The sequence below is a fragment of the Rhodococcus sp. 1R11 genome (assembly GCF_004563845.1).
Classification (GTDB): Bacteria; Actinomycetota; Actinomycetes; order Mycobacteriales; family Mycobacteriaceae; genus Rhodococcoides.
In genome coordinates, this window is sequence record NZ_SPNG01000010.1 from 42,287 (window position 1) to 58,833 (window position 16,547).

Genomic DNA, 16,547 nt, shown 5'->3' on the forward strand with positions numbered 1-16,547 from the left:
CTCTATGGCATCGACCCGCGATGCTATTCGTACGTCGTCAGTTCCGGTGCCCAGCTGTCGCTCAAGCGTTCGTTCAGCCATTCACGCAGCGCGGGACCGTAGTCGTCGCGCTGCAAAGCAAAGTCAACCGCAGCGCGTAGGTATCCCCCGGGATTTCCGAGGTCGTGTCTCGATCCACGATGCACCACCACGTGAACGGGATGGCCCTCCTCGATCAGAAGCGCGATGGCGTCGGTCAGCTGCAACTCGCCGCCGGCACCGGGCTCGATGCGTCGCAACGCGTCGAATATCGCGCGGTCGAGCAGATACCGGCCCGCGGCAGCCAAGTTGGACGGCGCCTCTTCCTTCTTGGGCTTTTCGACCATGCCGGTCACTTTGAGGACGTTCGGGTTGACGGCATCGGGCACGATTTCGACGGAAAAAACGCCGTAGGACGAGACCTTGTCGTCGGGAACCTCGATGGCGCACAGCACCGAGCCGCCGCGCTTGGCGCGCACCCGGGCCATGACGTCGAGCACACCACGCGGCATTACCAGATCGTCGGGCAGCAACACTGCGACCGAATCCTCGTCGTCGTCGAGTGCTTCCTCGGCACAGGCGACGGCGTGGCCGAGTCCGAGCGGCTCGTGCTGAATGACCGACTGCACGTCCAGAAGCTTGGGGGCGACGCGCACCTTCTCGAGCATTTCGAGCTTTCCGCTCGCTTCGAGCTTCTTTTCCAGAACGAGGTCCTCGACGAAGTGGGCGACGACGCCGTCCTTGCCGGGAGAGGTGACGATGACCAACCGTTGTGCACCGGAATCTGCCGCTTCTCCGGCGACGAGTTCGATACCGGGAGTGTCGACAACCGGAAGTAGTTCCTTCGGAACAGTTTTCGTGGCCGGCAGGAACCGGGTACCCATGCCTGCGGCGGGGACGATGGCCGTGCGGAAGTGCACAGGCGTGGCGGCGGTCGTCGCTGAAGCGGCTTCTGTCATGGTGCTCACCCTATCCGTGGTTTCTGGAGATTGGCTCGGCGTGTGCCCCGTTCGACCCCCGAGTGCATATCGTTGAACGACAGCACGAGAGGGAGAGTGAACCGTTGTGAGCGTTCCCGAATTTTCGGAGAACACGCCGAAGGATCTGTGGCGGGAGCATGTCCTCGCCGAACGCCGACTGCTCGACGATGCGCAACGCGCGATGGAGTCCTCCGCACTCTGCCATGCCGTCGGCGAATTGGCGGCCGAACACTCGGTCGTGGCGGCGTACGTCCCGATCGGCCGGGAGCCGGGGTCGATCGAGATGCTCGACGCGATGGCCGCGGCCGGAGCCACGGTTCTGCTACCGAGTGCCCATGAGCCGGGGCCGCTGAAGTGGGCGCGTCACGAGGGTCGCGATGCGTTGGTGCGGGCACCGTACGGGCTGCTCGAGCCGTCGGGTCCACTACTCGAGCCCGACGCCGTCGGGCAATGCTCGATGGTGCTGCTACCTGCGCTGGCCGTCGATCGCCGCGGTGTCCGGCTGGGCCGTGGAGCCGGGTTCTACGACCGGACTCTCGACCTGTGCAGTCCCGAGGCCATGCTGGTCGCCATCGTGCGCGACGAGGAGCTGTTCTCCCGGCTACCGGCCGAACCGCACGACCGCCGCGTGACGCACGCGCTGACTCCCGACGGCGGGCTCGTACGCTTGGGTACGGAATAACGCTACGATTCGATTCGTTGGCACTCCTGACTGTAGAGTGCTAATGCTCTCCCCAGTTTCGACGAACAGACAAGACACCGGCGGTGTTCGGCCTCGGCCAGCAGAGCGCGAACCTCCTCGGTGACCAGCGCGGAGGAAACACGATGCCCACCTACTCATACGCCTGCACCGAGTGCGACAACCGCTTCGACATCGTCCAGTCCTTCACCGACGACACGTTGACGGTATGCCCGGCCTGCTCCGGCAAGCTTCGCAAGTTGTTCAATTCGGTCGGCATCGTCTTCAAGGGCAGCGGCTTCTACCGCACCGACAGTCGGGGCAACTCCGGCACCGCCAGCGAAGGCGCGAGCGAGAAGAAGTCCGACGCCGCGGCCACGAAGTCGGAGACCAAGAGCGACTCGAAGCCGGTCGAGAAGAAGTCGTCGGATTCGTCCTCGTCGAGCAGCTCCTCATCATCCTCCACCACGAAAGCTGCTGCCAGCCAGTAGTTTTTGGATCCATCCACAGGCCGGTCTGTTATCCACAGGCTGGCCTTTTCGGTCTCTTCAGGCCAGTTGAGACCGCTACCGTTCCGGTCATGGCTGCCCGCAAGAACCGACTGGACTCGACGCTGCTCGACCGCTTCGCTCAGCGTCCCGCGTGGGTGGGATCGGTGAAAGTTCGACGCATCGCCGCGGGCATTCTGGTGGCCGTCGCAGTCCTGCTGTTCGTCGACGACGCCGCAGGCGACGATCGCGTCCGCGTCGTCACGGCCGGCCGCGACCTGACGCCGGGAACGATACTGACGCCGGCCGATGTTGCCGTCGCCGAATGGGATTCGGCCACGGTGCCCAACGGCGCAGTGCTCGATTCCGCCGACGTGGACGGACGGACACTGACCGGACCGGTTCGAGCAGGCGAATTGCTCACCGACGTCCGGCTGTTGGGCTCGCGGACAGCCAGCGCGGCGCTGGGGGCCGAGGCACGCGTCGTACCGGTGCATCTCGCCGATGCGGGCGTGACCGACCTACTCAGAGAAGGCGATCGGGTGGACGTCCTGACCGTCGAAACTCAGGAGAATCCCGACGCCCCACCTGCTGCTCGGATACTGGCATCGGGGGCGATGGTGGTGCTCGTCTCCGCCGAGGCCGGCGGGGGTCGGCAACGAGATCGGGTGGTGTTGCTCGCCCTAAGGACCGAGGATGCGACGACGGTGGCGGCCGCGTCGCTGGTGAGCGCTTTGACGGTGACATTGCATTGAGGCGGGTGCCCGGGCGATTCACGGGGTCCGAAGTCGATCGATCTGGGTTAACGTCTAGCGAGACCGAAACATACCAAGAGATCGGAGAGCGGCTCATGCTGAAGGGATTCAAGGACTTTCTGTTGCGAGGCAACGTGGTCGACCTCGCGGTCGCTGTCGTCGTCGGCGCAGCATTCACTGCGATCGTCACGGCGTTCACCACGAACATCATCAACCCGTTGGTCGCCGCTGTCGGTGGTAGCAACGAACTGGGGTGGGGAATCAAGATCCTCAGTAGTAACGACGCCACGTTCATCAATATCGGCGCGGTCATCACGGCGATCATCAACTTCATCATCATCGCCGCGGTCGTGTACTTCGTCCTGATCCTGCCGGTGAACACCGCGAAGAAGCGCTTCGTCAGCCAGCCGGAGAAGGAACTGAGCGACGTCGACGTGCTGGTGCAGATCCGCGACATCCTCGCAGGGGGAACCGCTGCAGGACAGAAGCTTTCGACGGCGGCCGACACCACCGGCGGCAGCGGCGAAGCTATCGATTCCTCCTCCCCCGACCTCGGCAAGCACTCGAAGGACTGACACCGGTCTGCTTCGACGAATGAATGCGCCATTCACGCTGTCTGACGGCGTGAATGGCGCATTCATTCGTTGTGGGGCGTGCGACACAGGCCGGGAGGGCCCGTCAGGCGATCAGTTGGTGAACGTGGTCAGCGGTAGCTCGTCGAGCGTGATCGAGGTGCCATCCGCCTCACAAGAGGACTTCACTGCTGCGCTGTTGGAGACGAACGCCTTGCCCGACTCGCTGTCGGGCTCCGACAGTTCGAGCGTGTCCGCCGGAATGGCGTCCGCGAAAGTCGTAATAGCACTGGCCACATCACCGGACGCGGTGCCGGACAGTGACTTCACCTTGTCGACGGCCGCCTGCTTGTCCGCAGTCCACTGCTCGATGTTGGCTGCCGACCCCGGGCCCGCCTTCACCAGACCGACGAACGCATTGTGGTCGGCGGCGAAAGAGTTGCACACGTCGGTGTTCTGACCGGTGGCTGCCGAGTCGTCACCACCACTGCAACCGGTGAGCAACCCGAGAGCAACGACGGCTCCGGCGGCGAACACTGTGAAACGGGCTTTCGGGTAAGTCACTGCTTCTGCGCCTCTCTACATGTCGAACTGCGTTCGAGCCGAACATAGTTCAGGCCCGCACGGAGAATCCGTGCGGGCCTGAACCGGAAGAACTAGGAAACCAGAATCAACCGATCGAGATCAGTTGAGGCGAGTTGCCGGGCCGTACGTGGTGATCGAGTCACCCTTTGCGCTGAGCAGGGTGACGTACGGACGGACCGTGACGTTGCCCAGGATGCCCGTAGCGGTGCCGTGGACGCCGGCGAGCTGGATGGAGCCCTGAGCGCCTGCAGCGTCACCCTCGGTCTTGGAGATGTTCGCCTCTTCGTTGAAGGTGGCGATTGCACTCTCGGACTGAACGACGCCGCCGCCGGGAGCGAGATCGATGGTCGCAGTTGCCTGCGGGATCAGCTGAACGCCGATGTCGAGGTTGCTGTTGGAGGTGGCCTCGGTGCTGATCGGGAGGTCAAGGAGATCGCCGGCACCGATGTCAGCGATGTCGCCGATGGTTCCTTCGATACCCGTCTTCGAGCTGTTGCCACTGCCGATGCCGAGCTTGGCCGAAGGCGAAGCCCACTCGACCGACACGCCGCCGTCGAGGCTCAGCGGGTAGCCGATCTGCAGGCCGGCGGTGAGGGTGCCCTCGAAGTCGTCAGCCGTGGGTCCCTGAACGTCGAAGGTTGCGCGGCCGTCGTAGAACCACTCACGGGTGAGCGGGTTTCCGTCGAGAGGCGCAACGCCGCTGACGAAGGAGTCGGACAGCGTCAACGTCACGGTGTTGCCATCGGCGTCGACGATGGACTTCGCGCTGTCGACAGCGGCAGAAGCGGTTCCGGTACCGAGCACCAGGCCGACTACCGAAGCGCTGGCAGCAACTGCGACGCTCATGGACTTGAGTCCCCGGCTGCGCCGCGACTTCTGGATCTCCGTCATTTATTCCTCATCATGTTCAGTCCCAGCGCGGTGTCGCACGGGGAAGCTTGTGGCTTTCACCCTCGAACTGAATCGCACGCGTCAGTGTGTGCGAGCCCGAGCCGGATGGAGCCTGAAGGCCACATCCTCGATCGATCTGTTCCGAGATGAAGGGCGCGGCACCGGTTGGTCCCACGCCCTGATCCCTTGGAAGCTGAGGGGAACATTAGAGGAGATGCCTGACCGTGACAATCCCTACGATCGACGCCCAAACGTTGCCATCTCGTGATGTGTTTCGTCGGCGTGAACATCTTTCACACCCGTGTTAGCGATAACCTGCGTCACAGCATCTCCCGAGAAGTCGAAACCGTTACAGGTGCCGATGAGGAGTAAAACGACCCTGATATGGGAAGACGCAGCGGGAGTCCTGTCCGGATTGCGCGATTGGACCGTTCCACACCCCGCCTGTGGTGTCCGTTTTCGGCAGCTTCGCCCGGCACTACCGCCGGGTAGGTCGCTAACGACAGGTAAACGACTAACTAACAGACCTGTCATTCCGGCCATCAAAATGTGTTGTGGATCACACTAAAAGTAATGGGGTGGTCGCTGCTGCTTCAACCAATCGACCGACAAAGAATCGCCATCGGACCCGTCGGCCCGGTCGTCTCCCGTGGTCTCCGGCAGCACGTCTCCGAAGATGCGAGCGAGCCGGGCCCGTTCTGCTCGGGCCCGGCTCGCTTCGTCGTCCGGTCGATTCTCGATCGGCTCGTCGTTCATCGCAGTGTCTACGCGTCCAATCCCGACAGCTCGGCAATGACCTGACTCGCCAGCGGCGTCAACGTCGCCATACCGTCACGGATGGCCGCACGCGACGACGCAAGGTTGACCACCAGGGTGCTGCCCGACACTCCGACCAGCCCCCGCGAAAGCCCTGCGTCCAACGATCCGGCTGCCAAACCGGAAGAGCGCAGCGCCTCACTGATTCCCGGTATCTCGCGATCGAGCACCTCGGCCGTGACGTCGGGAGTCACGTCGCGAGGCGAGACACCCGTGCCGCCGACGGACACCACCAGATCGACGCCGCCGATCACCGCGGTGTTCAGCGCATTCCGCACGTCCACTTCGTCGGCCGTCACTGCCACCACACCGTCGACCAAGAAACCGGCCTCGGTCAACAGTTCGGTCACCAGCGGACCCGTCGAATCCTTCTCGTTGCTGTGAGCTGTCCGGTCGTCCACGATGACGACCAACGCGCGGCCGGCCAAAGGTGCGTCGAGTTCCATACCGCTCACCGTAGTAGTAAGGCCCGTACCCGGCTCACGCTGTGCGTAAATAGTTGCAATGGTTCCGTGCCTGCCGGCTTCCCTGAGCATCAGCGACCGCCCGGGAACGACGGGATCTGCAGTGAAGGAACCTGCGCGGTGGGTGCCGCAGCCGGCTCGGCCGTGCCCAGCGTCACGTCGACGGTCTTCTCGCTGCCACCGTCCGTGTAGGTGATCTTCACCGAATCGCCGGGTGCGTGCGAACGCACTGCGGCGATCAACGCGTCACCGCTGGCGACGATCCGATCGTCGACCTTGGTGATGACCGCGCCCTTCGGAATACCTGCCGCCGCAGCCGGGCCACCCTCGGTGACCTCGACGACGGTTGCGCCGTTGGCATCGTCCTTGGACGGCACCTGCACACCGATCATCGCTTGAGTGGCTTTGCCGGTGGTGGTCAGCTCGTCGGCGATCCGCTTGGCCTGATCGACCGGGATCGCGAATCCGAGACCGATCGATCCGCTCTGAGCGCCGGAGCCCTCACTGCCGCCGAGTGTCGCGATGGCGGTGTTGATGCCGATCAGTTGCCCATCGGTGTTGACGAGAGCGCCGCCGGAGTTACCGGGGTTGATGGCCGCGTCGGTCTGAATGGCGTCGATCACCGAGTTCTGGTTGCCGGACTCACCGGAGGTCGATACCGGGCGGTTGAGCGAGGAAACGATACCGGTGGTGACGGTGCCGGCCAGGCCCAGAGGCGAGCCGATGGCGACGACCTGCTGCCCGACCTCGAGGTTGGACGAACTGCCCAACTCGATCGGCGTCAAATTCGTCTTTCCTTCGGCTTTGATGACGGCCATGTCCGAGACGGAGTCGGCACCGACGATGGTCGCGTCGGCCACCGACCCGTCGGCGAACGCGACGGTCAGCTTGCCGTTGGCCCCTGCGCCGGTGGCCACGTGGTTGTTCGTCAGGATCAGGCCGTCACTGCTGAGGATGACGCCGGAGCCCTCACCTTCCTGCTGCGAGCCCTTCACCTGAATCTGCACGACACTCGGCAACACCTTGTTCGCGACAGCCTGTACGGACCCGTCGGGGAAGTTGGCGGCCGGCTGAGCGGCGGTGATCGGTGAGTTCAGCGAATTGGTGACACCGGCGTTGTTGCCGTTGGCGTTGTTGGTCGCGATGGCACCGACAGCACCGCCGATTCCGCCGCCCACGAGAACGAGAGCAATCGCTCCGGCCACCAGAGCAGACCGACCCGGCCGGGACTTGACGGTGCCGGATGCCGAATGCGGTTGCGGCGCAACCTGTTGGGGCTGCGCATGCTGGCCCGGGTTGTGCTGACCGGCCTGCGGGTCGCCATGCTGACCGTAGGGGCCGTAGCCGGGCTGGTACTGGTTCTGCCCGTAGCCGGCGTACTGCTGCGGGTAGCCCTGTTGGGGATGCGCCTGCTGGGGCGGGAACTGCTGCGTCGGATTCTGCTGGGTGGGATTCTGAGCAGGCTGCTGCTGGGTGGGCTGGTTCTGGGTCGAGGGATCGTGCTCGCCGCCGTGTGAAGCCCGGTCCGCAGGATGATGCTGTGCACCGGCATCCCGTCCGGGCTGTTCTGGTTCGTTACGGTCGTCGCTCATCGCTGTTGCTTCCTTCGATAGAGACCTCGGCTTCGAGGTCGCCCGCCTTCTTGCTACTCACTGTGCAGGGCGGTACTGAGAGCGCGCTGAGACTCGCCTATCAGTTTGCCGAGAGTGTCTCGTGGTCCGCGGCACCCTCACCGGGCAACACGATTCGAATGAGCGCTCCACCTCGCTCGGACACCTCGACGGCAATCGTGCCGCCGTGTTTGACGACCACCTGCCTCACGATGGCAAGTCCCAGACCGGATCCGGGCATGGAACGCGATGCCGTCGAGCGATAGAAGCGCTCGAAGACGAGTTCGCGGTCTTCCTCCGGAATGCCAGGGCCCGCGTCGTCCACTGTCAGCTCGAGCAGGCCGTCACCGATCTGCCGCATGGCAATTCGTACTTCTCCGCCGCTGGGGCTCCATTTGGCCGCGTTGTCGAGCACATTGAGCACTGCCCTCGACAGGCCTGCCTGATCTCCGTAGACGAACCACGGCATGAGCGTGGCATCGAAGTCGATCTCGTTGCGGCGACGGCGAGCTCGTTCGAGACTACGTTCGACGGCATCGGCCAGGTCGACCCGCTCGAACACCGTCTCGGGTGCATCCTCGCGTGCAAGGTCCACCAGATCACCGACCAGCGTGGACAATTCCTGAATCTGAGCGACCACGTCGGTCCGCAGTTCGGCCATGTCCTCGTCGGGGATGGACGGCGCACCTGGACGCCCGGCCGCGATCAGCAGTTCCATGTTGGTACGCAGGGACGTCAACGGCGTTCGAAGTTCGTGCCCGGCGTCGGCGACCAATCTGCTCTGTCTGCCGCGAGATTCGGCCAGTGCGCGGAGCATCGTGTTGAAACTCTCGGTCAATCGCGCCAATTCGTCGTCGCCGGTCACCGGAATCGGCGTCAGATCGTCGGTACGCGCCACCCGCTCTGCGGCCGCAGTCAATCGTGCGATAGGCCGTAAACCGGTGCGCCCCACGGCCATGCCAGCACCCGCTGCCAGCACCACACCGCACGCGCCGACGATCAACAGAACCCATGCCAAACGATCCAGCACTTCCCCGGTGGGCAGCAATCGCTGCGCCACGATGAGGGTGCTGCCGTCCTTCGTGCGCAGCGCGAGCACTCGCTGATCGTCGAGTGTGCGCAGCGACGAGGCCTGATCTCCGCGCACCACAGCGAGTTCCGAATCGCCGACGGGCACCTTGGGTCCGGGCGGGTTGTAGCTGGTCATGTCGGGGTAGATCAATGCGACACTCACGTCGGTGCTGTACAACGTGGCACCGGCCACGAACCGTGGATCGTAGGACACCAGGTCCGATTCCGCCAATGCCGATGCACGAGAACGCAACTGCGTATCCACGTCGCCATACAACGCGCGCGAGACCACGGTGTAGGCCGCAATGGCCATGACGGCCACCGCGATAGCCACGACGGACGCAGCCAACAGCGTCACCCGCCACCGCAACGACACCGATCTCGTCAACGGCGTCGGTGGCCGCATCGGTGCCGGAGGAGGTGGGAGTGCGCCGCCGTCGGGCGTCTTGCGCCCGAACGAACTGCCTATCACGGGGGCGTCTCGCGCAGGACGTATCCGACACCGCGAACGGTATGGATCAGCCGCGACTCCCCTTCGGCCTCGGTCTTGCGGCGCAGATACCCGACGTACACCTCGAGCGCGTTGCCGGAGGTCGGGAAGTCGTAACCCCAGACCTCTTCGAGAATGCGGCTTCTGGTGAGCACCCGGCGCGGATTGGTCATGAGCATCTCGAGCAACGAGAACTCGGTCCTGGTGAGACTGATCGAACGCTCGCCGCGAGACACTTCACGGGTGACCGGGTCCAACGACAGGTCCGCGAACGTCATGGTCTCCGAGTCGATGCCGGCTTCCATGGCGGTGCGCCGCAACAGCGCACGCAGTCGAGCCAGGAGCTCTTCGAGCGCGAACGGCTTGGGCAGGTAGTCGTCGGCACCGGCGTCGAGACCGGCTACGCGCTCGGATACCGAATCACGCGCGGTCAGCACCAGGATCGGTAGGTCGTCGCCCACGCTGCGCAATCGCCGACACACCTCGAGGCCGTCGAGACGCGGCATCATCACGTCGAGCACCAACGCATCGGGGCGCGCCGCAGCTACCTGTTCCAGGGCATCGAGGCCGTCGACCGCCAGGTCCACGGTGTACCCGTTGAACGTGAGCGACCTGCGCAGCGATTCGCGCACCGCTCGATCGTCGTCGACCACCAGTATCCGCATCCGTACAGTTTGTCCTGGTCGACTGAGACACGGCTGAGAGGGGTGGTCGGTCGGTACGCGCTCAGGCAGTCGGAGCTCACAGCGTGGGTAGGTTCCGAGCCTGCGGCAGATTCCATTTACGCCACAGGGCCAGCAATCTCAGGCCGGTCGCCAGTACCGTCCCCGCGACCAACCCGACGTTCTCCGGCAGAGCGAGCGCCTCGGCCACCACGACGGCCGTCGCACCGAGCAGCGCAGGGAGGGCGTACAGGTCGCGGTGCAGCAGCAGGGGCACGTCGTTGACGAGGACGTCGCGGATGACGCCACCGGCCACCGCCGTCGTCGTCCCGATGAGCGCTCCCGACAGGGCACTACCGCCGACACCGAGGGCGATCGTCGCGCCGGTGGACGCGAACAGGCCCATCCCGAATGCGTCGAGCACGAGCACACCTCGGCGCACCTTGCCCATCTGCCGATGCGCGACGAACACCACCAGCGAGGCGAAGAACCCGACGGTGACGTTCGGCCAGGTGTCCAGCGACGTCGGTGGATGGATACCGAGCAGCACATCGCGAACGATGCCGCCTCCGATGCCCGTCGTGATTCCGACGACGCAGACTCCGAACAGATCGAGTCGTCGATATACCCCGACCAGTGCACCCGACGCCGCGAAGACTGCGATACCGATGTATCCGAGGAGGTCGAGAAGCACCGAACGAGCATGTCACGCGACTGACAGCTGCTTCACAGCAACATCGAAACGCTGTCACAGCCTCCGGGAGCACGGTTGCGTTTGTCAGAGAGCGCCGACGAGTAAGGACGAAGACATGGGCATTGGATTCAAGAAGACGATCGCCACCCTCGCTGTGGCAGGAGCACTGACCCTCGGCGGCGGTGCCATCGCCGACGCAGCGCCCGACCGCGCGCCGCTGCCCGCAGTGGCCGGAATGACCGAATCGGACGCGGTGCAGGCACTATCGGATGCAGGCTTCTCCGACGTGAGCAGCGACTACGACCGTCCCGACGCGACGGTGGTCGGAACCAACTTCCAAGCCGGCGACAAGGTGAGCGAGAATGCAGCCATTCTCTTGATAGTCGGTGCCGGCTAAGTCAGCCGAACCGTCCCGTCGTCGTCGACGCTCCAACCGGGGTTGTGGCAGATTTCCCAGATGACTCCGTTGGGGTCGGCGATGTGGGCGTGATAGCCACCGAATGACGTCCGCTGAGGGGTTTTCACCGGTGTCGCGCCCGCCGCGAGGGTGGCTGCGAACATCGCGTCGACGGCCGCCGCGTCGTCGACGTTGTGCGCCAACGTGACCGAGCCGAGGTCGTGCTCGCGCGGCGGCCGTCCCAGATCCCCGTCGAACGCGGTGGCGTCGTACAGACCGAGCACCGCACCGGGTCCGATCTGGAAGAACAGAATCTCCCCGGGAACGTCGAGCAACGGCGTCCACCCCAGCCCGTCGCAGTAGAACGCCCGGGCGGCATCGAGATCCGCAGTGGCCAGAGTGGTGAAATGAACTTGCTGCTGCATCGCCCTATTGTTTCAGGCGATAGTCTCGATCGGGTGCCGTCCGGCACATTCGAAAGTTCTCGAACCGAGGTGACCCGAAGTGCCGATCGTCGACAATGCCGTCTACGTCGAGGGAAAGCGGACCGCGAATCCGGAGAGCCTCGACATCACGTTCGAGTGCATGCGTGACCGCCACGGCATGGCGTGGATCGGCCTGTATCGGCCCGAGCTGAACGAAATCAATGCTGTAGCAGATGAATTCGGACTGCACCGATTGGCGGTGGAAGACGCCATTGCGGCACACCAGCGGCCGAAACTCGAACGCTACGCCGAGCAACTCTTCGTCGTACTACGACCCGCCCGATACATCGACGAGACCGAAAAGGTCGAATTCGGCGAATTGCACATTTTTCTCGGAGCAGATTTCGTGGTCACCATTCGCCACGCCGAATCGCCCGAGCTGGGTAAGGTTCGGCAGCGACTCGAAGAATCTCCCGAATTGCTCGGACTCGGACCCGAAGCGATCCTGTACGGCATCCTCGACCAGGTGGTCGACGAGTACGTCCCGGTGGTGAAAGGGTTACAGAACGACATCGACGAAATCGAGGATCAGCTGTTCACCGGCGATCCCAGCGTATCGAGGCGCATCTACTCCCTACTGCGCGAGGTGTCCGAATTCGACCGTGCGGCAAAGCCTCTGGTGGAGATGATCGAGTCCCTCAAGCGCGGGTCCGACAAGTATCACGTCGACGTCGAACTGCAGCGAAATCTTCGGGACGTGCTGGACCACGCAATCCGCATCTCCGACCGCATCGAGTCGTTCCGATCCAACCTGCAGAACGCGATGACAGTGCACTCCACCATGGTGGCGCAGCAGCAGAACGAAGAGATGCGCAACATGACGCAGGTAAGCCTGGAGCAGAACGAACAGGTCAAGCGCATTTCATCCTGGGGTGCAATACTTTTCGCGCCCTCGCTCATCGCCGCGATTTACGGCATGAACTTCGAGGACATGCCGGAACTGAAGTGGCACTTGGGTTATCCACTGGCGCTGGTCGCCATGGTGATCTGCTCCAGCGCGCTCTACGTGGTGTTCAAACGTCAGAAGTGGCTGTAGAGCGGCTGCGCCGCACGTGAGTGGAAGTTCGTAGCAGGGGTCGAAGTTCCACTCACGTGGGCGCTCAGGAGGAACCGAAGATCGGGCCCACCGCGATGTCGCGCTCGAAGGTGAGGCGATCGAATTCGTTGCCGTATTCGTCGATCGCTCCGATGGACATCGTGCTGGCCTTGATACCCGGAATACCCGGCACCACATCGACTCTGACGAACGAGTAGTTCAGGAATCTCACTCGCGACCACGTGATGGACTCGGCCGACTTGGTGCCGTCGGGTGCCCATACGTAGCTGTTCGGAACAGCCGTGTCCGGCAATTCGTGGCCCCGGTAGCTGACGCCCTCGCCGTCCTGGAACGTGTAACGCGGACGGCCACCTCCGCCGACGGTGTAATACACGGTGCCGTCGGTCTTTCCGCGAACCGTGGCGTTGTCGCCGGCGACCCGCGTCGCACGGTTGGAGCGGATCGGATCGGTGCGCTCGAACACGTGATTGTGCGCCTGGAGCACCACGTCGACCTCGTACTTGTCGAACAGCGATACCCACGCGTCACGTACGCCGCCGTCGCTCGCATGCGTCGACGTGGTCGAGTAGGCGCAGTGATGGAAGAAGCAGACGATGAAGTCGATGTTCGGGTCTGCCCGATACTTGGCGAGAGTCTGCTCCACCCAGGTGTTCTGGGCTCCGCCGCTGTAGCCGGTGTTGGCCTTGATCTCGTAGCTGACGTCGTTCGCGTCGAGGGAGAGCACCGCGGTGTTCCCGTACACGAACGAATACGCCGATGGGCACCCCTTCGGTCCAGTACTGGGTTGATCGAGACGTGCCGCGTGGCCGCCGTATCCGTTGGGGCTGTACAGCGCCTCCATGTCGTGATTGCCGGTGGCGAACAACCACGGTGCAGTCGATGCGCTGGCCTCGATGGCCTGAAAATAGCCGTCCCAGACGAAGGGATTGAACTTGTCGAATCCCTTCGGTGGCGTCTTGCCGTGGCCCGCGAACTGCGGTGGCAGACCGGCACCCGACGGATCCGCGTAGGCGATATCGCCGGCAAGAATGTGGAAGTCCGGACGCGACGCCTCGATCTGACGATTGATGTTGCGCGCGTGCTTGACCGACGGTTCGTTGTCGGCCTTGTAATACAGGTCGTCGTAGTCACCGGCGACCAGACCCGCTGGCTGCGAGGGGGTCTCGTCGACCCCTTGGTCCCCCATCATGGTGAAACGGAACGGGGCAATGCGTCCGGTCGGCAGCGCGGGAGATGCGCTGCGAATGTCGCTGACGAAACCGTCCGCGGTACGCCATCGGTAGTAATGCGGCAGCTTGGGCGTCAGGTTGTCGACGGGCACATGCACGTAGTACTGCTCGGCCGACAGGATGCCGCCATCGGTCTGCGGAACTTGGCTGACGAGGTTGCGCACCTCGGCGGAGGTCGTCGCACCCAGTGCCGGCGTCGGGCCGTGATCGAGAAAGACACCGGTGATACCGGGATTACGGGAAAGCTGAGCGGAGAATCGCAACTGGGTCGCCGGGTCGTTGCCAAAGCCCATGTGTCGACCGGCCACCGCCAGCGGAGCATCCTGCGCATAGGCGGTGCGAGTGAACGCCGAATTACCGACGCCCACCGCGGCTGCCGTCGCCGCGGCACCCACCAGGAAGTTGCGTCGACTCACCGGGTGCCGCCGCAAGAACGACCGATGCCAGTCGTGCTGCTCGGCCATCGTCAGGTTCTCGGCGAGCGTGCCCGGAATTCCGGTCGCGACGGTCTCGCCTGCGGGATTGAGCGTCATGAATCGATGGTGACCGCCGAGCCCTCTCGGGCGCTGAACAGAAGAGCGCATTACAGGTGAACAGACGGAGAACAGCGAGGCACAACAGGACGAACGAGGACAATCCCGTCGAGAACGAAGGCCCCCACCGGACCAAGGACAACGGCGGTTCCGAAAGGCCGCAACCTCACGCAACACTGCGGTAAAGATTGGTAGATATCCAGGCACACGAGCGCCAGTCAGAGCTCCAGACCTATCCGAGTAGACAATCGCGACAATTTACTTGCCCATTCGGTGGACAACCAGCGCGCCGACGGCCGTACGCACTGCTACTGTGAGCACGAAACTTGAGGTCAGCGCCCGTTGGCTGAAGTTCGACGTGAGTTATACACCTCCGGTGATTGCACGCGCCCCTGTGGCTGCAGCCAGTCAACGGGAGCCAACAGTTGAAAACCGAGGAGAAGTCATGCTGAAGAAGTCGTTGACCGTAGCTGCCCTGTCCATTGCCTGTGCGATCGGATTCGCCCCGCTGGCGCAGGCCGCCGATGTGCCCGATTTCAAGGACAAGATCGAGGGCAAGTCGATCTCCGCCGCACGAGCAATCATCAAGGACAGCGGCAACTTGATGCTGATCAAGCTGGACGGCCTCATCAACGATTGTGACGACGCAGATCGCACAGCAACTGCCTTGCGCTCGGTGTACTTCGCGCCCATCGACCGCAGCAACGTGACCATCACCTTCTCATGCCCCGACGAGGAGTGAGTCTTCTCCTCCCCTGAACGACACAAAGGACGCGCACCGAGACATCTCGGTGCGCGTCCTTCGTCGTTCAACAGGCCCTGCGCCCTCAGGTCCCCTTGACGTTGAGAATCTGACGTAGCTCGTGCTCGACGCTCACCAGGTCGCGGGCGTCCTCCATCACGACATCGATGGACTTGTAGGCGTCGGGAATCTCGTCGATGAAGTCGGCACTGTCGCGAAACTCGATCCCCTTCATCCGCTCCTGCAGGTTCTCGTGGGTGAACCGCTTCCTGGCCTCGGTCCGAGAGAACTGTCGACCGGCACCGTGGGGTGCCGAGCACAGGCCGGCCTTGGAACCCTTACCGGCGACCACGTACGAACGCGTCCCCATCGACCCCGGGATGATCGCCTTCACACCCTCGTGTGCATCGATTGCACCCTTACGGGTGAGCCAGACGTCCTTGCCGAAGTGCGTTTCCTTCACCGTGTAGTTGTGATGGCAATTGATTCGCTCGACTTCGCGGTGGTTGTCAGTTCCCATCCACTCGGCGAACACCGCGCCGAACCGGTCCATCATCTCGGCCCGGTTCAGGTACGCGAACCGCTGCGCCCACTTCAGATCTCTGATGTACTGCCCGAATTCACGAGAGTTCTCGGGCAGGTACGCCAAGTCCTTGTTGGGCAACGAGATCCACCACTGCGCACACAGACGCTGCGCAATCCCGATGTGCTTCTTCGCGATCTTGTTGCCGACGCCCCTCGACCCACTGTGCAGAAACAGCCACACTCGATCGGTTTCGTCGAGGCACAACTCGGCAAAGTGATTGCCGCCGCCTAACGAACCGAGCTGCTCCCGCCACTGCGGTGAGTGGTTCAGCTCTACACCGTCCCTGGCCGCCAACTCCTCGAGTTCGAGCAGCTTTGGCGCAGTGAACTGCCATCGATCGACACCGACGTTGTAGTTGCCGGGTGAGAGGGGGATGCTGGCCTCGATGGCAAGTCGCAAATCCTTCAGGTTCCGTCCGTCGAGGTCCTCGAGGGTGAATTCTGTTCGGACACCGATCATTCCGCAGCCGATGTCGACACCGACGGCGGCGGGAATCACGGCACCCAACGTCGGAATGACCGTCCCCACAGCACTTCCCATGCCGCTGTGCGCGTCGGGCATCAGGGCGACGTGTGGATGCACGAACGGCATCGATGCTGTTTCGCGAGCCTGCTCGAGCGTCTTGTCCTCGAGCTGTGACGCCCAGTTGAGCAGCCGTAAGCCCACCTTGTTCGGGGGCATGATGTTCCTTTCTGCCCCCTCGTCGAGAGAGAGCTATTCGATGGGTCGCTGTTTGCCGGTGA

18 protein-coding genes are annotated in these 16,547 nt (G+C 63.5%); 7 read left to right on the forward strand and 11 right to left on the reverse strand.

The genetic code is table 11. From position 1 onward, the window contains the following. Nucleotides 1-23: 23 nt before the first annotated feature. A complete protein-coding gene (locus tag E4P29_RS17650; RefSeq protein ID WP_027496052.1) occupies nucleotides 24-977 on the reverse strand; it encodes a UTP--glucose-1-phosphate uridylyltransferase in 954 nt (317 codons plus the stop codon). Between the two features lie 106 nt (nucleotides 978-1,083). On the opposite strand from E4P29_RS17650, the gene E4P29_RS17655 reads away from it, so the two are divergent. The 4 genes from E4P29_RS17655 (at nucleotide 1,084) to mscL (ending at nucleotide 3,495) form a co-directional block, all read left to right on the forward strand. Further along, the gene (locus E4P29_RS17655) at nucleotides 1,084-1,680 is read left to right on the forward strand and encodes a 5-formyltetrahydrofolate cyclo-ligase (RefSeq protein WP_135046501.1); all 597 of its coding nucleotides are present in this window, start codon (nucleotides 1,084-1,086) and stop codon (nucleotides 1,678-1,680) included. Between the two features lie 143 nt (nucleotides 1,681-1,823). Then, nucleotides 1,824-2,168 carry an FmdB family zinc ribbon protein gene (locus E4P29_RS17660; protein WP_094716708.1) on the forward strand — a complete coding sequence of 115 codons (345 nt, stop codon included), beginning with the start codon at nucleotides 1,824-1,826 and terminating at the stop codon, nucleotides 2,166-2,168. A gap of 89 nt (nucleotides 2,169-2,257) precedes the next feature. Further along, nucleotides 2,258-2,920 (forward strand): RcpC/CpaB family pilus assembly protein, encoded by a 663-nt coding sequence (locus E4P29_RS17665; RefSeq protein WP_135046502.1) that lies wholly within the window; start codon nucleotides 2,258-2,260, stop codon nucleotides 2,918-2,920. Nucleotides 2,921-3,015: 95 nt separating this feature from the next. Then, nucleotides 3,016-3,495: a large conductance mechanosensitive channel protein MscL gene (gene mscL / locus E4P29_RS17670; protein WP_135046503.1), complete on the forward strand. Its 480-nt coding sequence runs from the start codon at nucleotides 3,016-3,018 to the stop codon at nucleotides 3,493-3,495. Nucleotides 3,496-3,606: 111 nt separating this feature from the next. On the opposite strand, the gene E4P29_RS17675 is transcribed toward mscL, so the two are convergent. The 7 genes from E4P29_RS17675 to E4P29_RS17710 all read right to left on the reverse strand — a co-directional run bounded on the left by E4P29_RS17675 (nucleotide 3,607) and on the right by E4P29_RS17710 (nucleotide 10,775). Then, a complete protein-coding gene (locus tag E4P29_RS17675; RefSeq protein WP_135046504.1) occupies nucleotides 3,607-4,056 on the reverse strand; it encodes a hypothetical protein in 450 nt (149 codons plus the stop codon). 120 nt (nucleotides 4,057-4,176) lie between these two features. After that, nucleotides 4,177-4,968, reverse strand: coding sequence for an MspA family porin (locus E4P29_RS17680; protein ID WP_135046505.1), 792 nt, complete (start codon nucleotides 4,966-4,968; stop codon nucleotides 4,177-4,179). Nucleotides 4,969-5,732: 764 nt separating this feature from the next. Beyond that, nucleotides 5,733-6,230: a MogA/MoaB family molybdenum cofactor biosynthesis protein gene (locus E4P29_RS17690; RefSeq protein WP_197077495.1), complete on the reverse strand. Its 498-nt coding sequence runs from the start codon at nucleotides 6,228-6,230 to the stop codon at nucleotides 5,733-5,735. Between the two features lie 89 nt (nucleotides 6,231-6,319). Continuing rightward, nucleotides 6,320-7,840, reverse strand: a complete 1,521-nt coding sequence (locus tag E4P29_RS17695; protein WP_135046507.1) for a trypsin-like peptidase domain-containing protein — start codon at nucleotides 7,838-7,840, stop codon at nucleotides 6,320-6,322. 100 nt (nucleotides 7,841-7,940) lie between these two features. After that, on the reverse strand, nucleotides 7,941-9,335 hold the full coding sequence (locus tag E4P29_RS17700) for a HAMP domain-containing sensor histidine kinase (RefSeq protein ID WP_135046665.1): 1,395 nt from the start codon (nucleotides 9,333-9,335) through the stop codon (nucleotides 7,941-7,943). A 62-nt stretch (nucleotides 9,336-9,397) separates the two neighbouring features. After that, complete coding sequence (locus E4P29_RS17705) at nucleotides 9,398-10,084, reverse strand: response regulator transcription factor (RefSeq protein ID WP_027496041.1); 687 nt, start codon at nucleotides 10,082-10,084, stop codon at nucleotides 9,398-9,400. 76 nt (nucleotides 10,085-10,160) lie between these two features. Further along, nucleotides 10,161-10,775 carry a trimeric intracellular cation channel family protein gene (locus E4P29_RS17710; protein WP_135046508.1) on the reverse strand — a complete coding sequence of 205 codons (615 nt, stop codon included), beginning with the start codon at nucleotides 10,773-10,775 and terminating at the stop codon, nucleotides 10,161-10,163. 115 nt (nucleotides 10,776-10,890) lie between these two features. Between E4P29_RS17710 and E4P29_RS17715 the strand changes: the two genes are divergently transcribed. Further along, nucleotides 10,891-11,172: a PASTA domain-containing protein gene (locus E4P29_RS17715; RefSeq protein WP_167735524.1), complete on the forward strand. Its 282-nt coding sequence runs from the start codon at nucleotides 10,891-10,893 to the stop codon at nucleotides 11,170-11,172. Here E4P29_RS17715 and E4P29_RS17720 read toward each other — a convergent pair. Continuing rightward, the gene (locus E4P29_RS17720; RefSeq protein ID WP_135046510.1) at nucleotides 11,169-11,597 is read right to left on the reverse strand and encodes a VOC family protein; all 429 of its coding nucleotides are present in this window, start codon (nucleotides 11,595-11,597) and stop codon (nucleotides 11,169-11,171) included. The genes E4P29_RS17715 and E4P29_RS17720 overlap by 4 nt on opposite strands. A gap of 79 nt (nucleotides 11,598-11,676) precedes the next feature. On the opposite strand from E4P29_RS17720, the gene corA reads away from it, so the two are divergent. Beyond that, the gene (gene corA, locus E4P29_RS17725) at nucleotides 11,677-12,693 is read left to right on the forward strand and encodes a magnesium/cobalt transporter CorA (RefSeq protein ID WP_135046511.1); all 1,017 of its coding nucleotides are present in this window, start codon (nucleotides 11,677-11,679) and stop codon (nucleotides 12,691-12,693) included. A 64-nt stretch (nucleotides 12,694-12,757) separates the two neighbouring features. Here the strand turns inward: corA and E4P29_RS17730 are convergent, their stop codons facing one another. Further along, nucleotides 12,758-14,476: a metallophosphoesterase gene (locus tag E4P29_RS17730; RefSeq protein ID WP_135046512.1), complete on the reverse strand. Its 1,719-nt coding sequence runs from the start codon at nucleotides 14,474-14,476 to the stop codon at nucleotides 12,758-12,760. Nucleotides 14,477-14,921: 445 nt separating this feature from the next. Here E4P29_RS17730 and E4P29_RS17735 point away from each other — a divergent pair, with 445 nt between their 5' ends. Beyond that, the gene (locus tag E4P29_RS17735) at nucleotides 14,922-15,218 is read left to right on the forward strand and encodes a hypothetical protein (RefSeq protein WP_135046513.1); all 297 of its coding nucleotides are present in this window, start codon (nucleotides 14,922-14,924) and stop codon (nucleotides 15,216-15,218) included. Nucleotides 15,219-15,303: 85 nt separating this feature from the next. Here the strand turns inward: E4P29_RS17735 and E4P29_RS17740 are convergent, their stop codons facing one another. Beyond that, nucleotides 15,304-16,485: an RtcB family protein gene (locus tag E4P29_RS17740; RefSeq protein ID WP_135046514.1), complete on the reverse strand. Its 1,182-nt coding sequence runs from the start codon at nucleotides 16,483-16,485 to the stop codon at nucleotides 15,304-15,306. Between the last annotated feature and the right edge of the window lie 62 nt (nucleotides 16,486-16,547).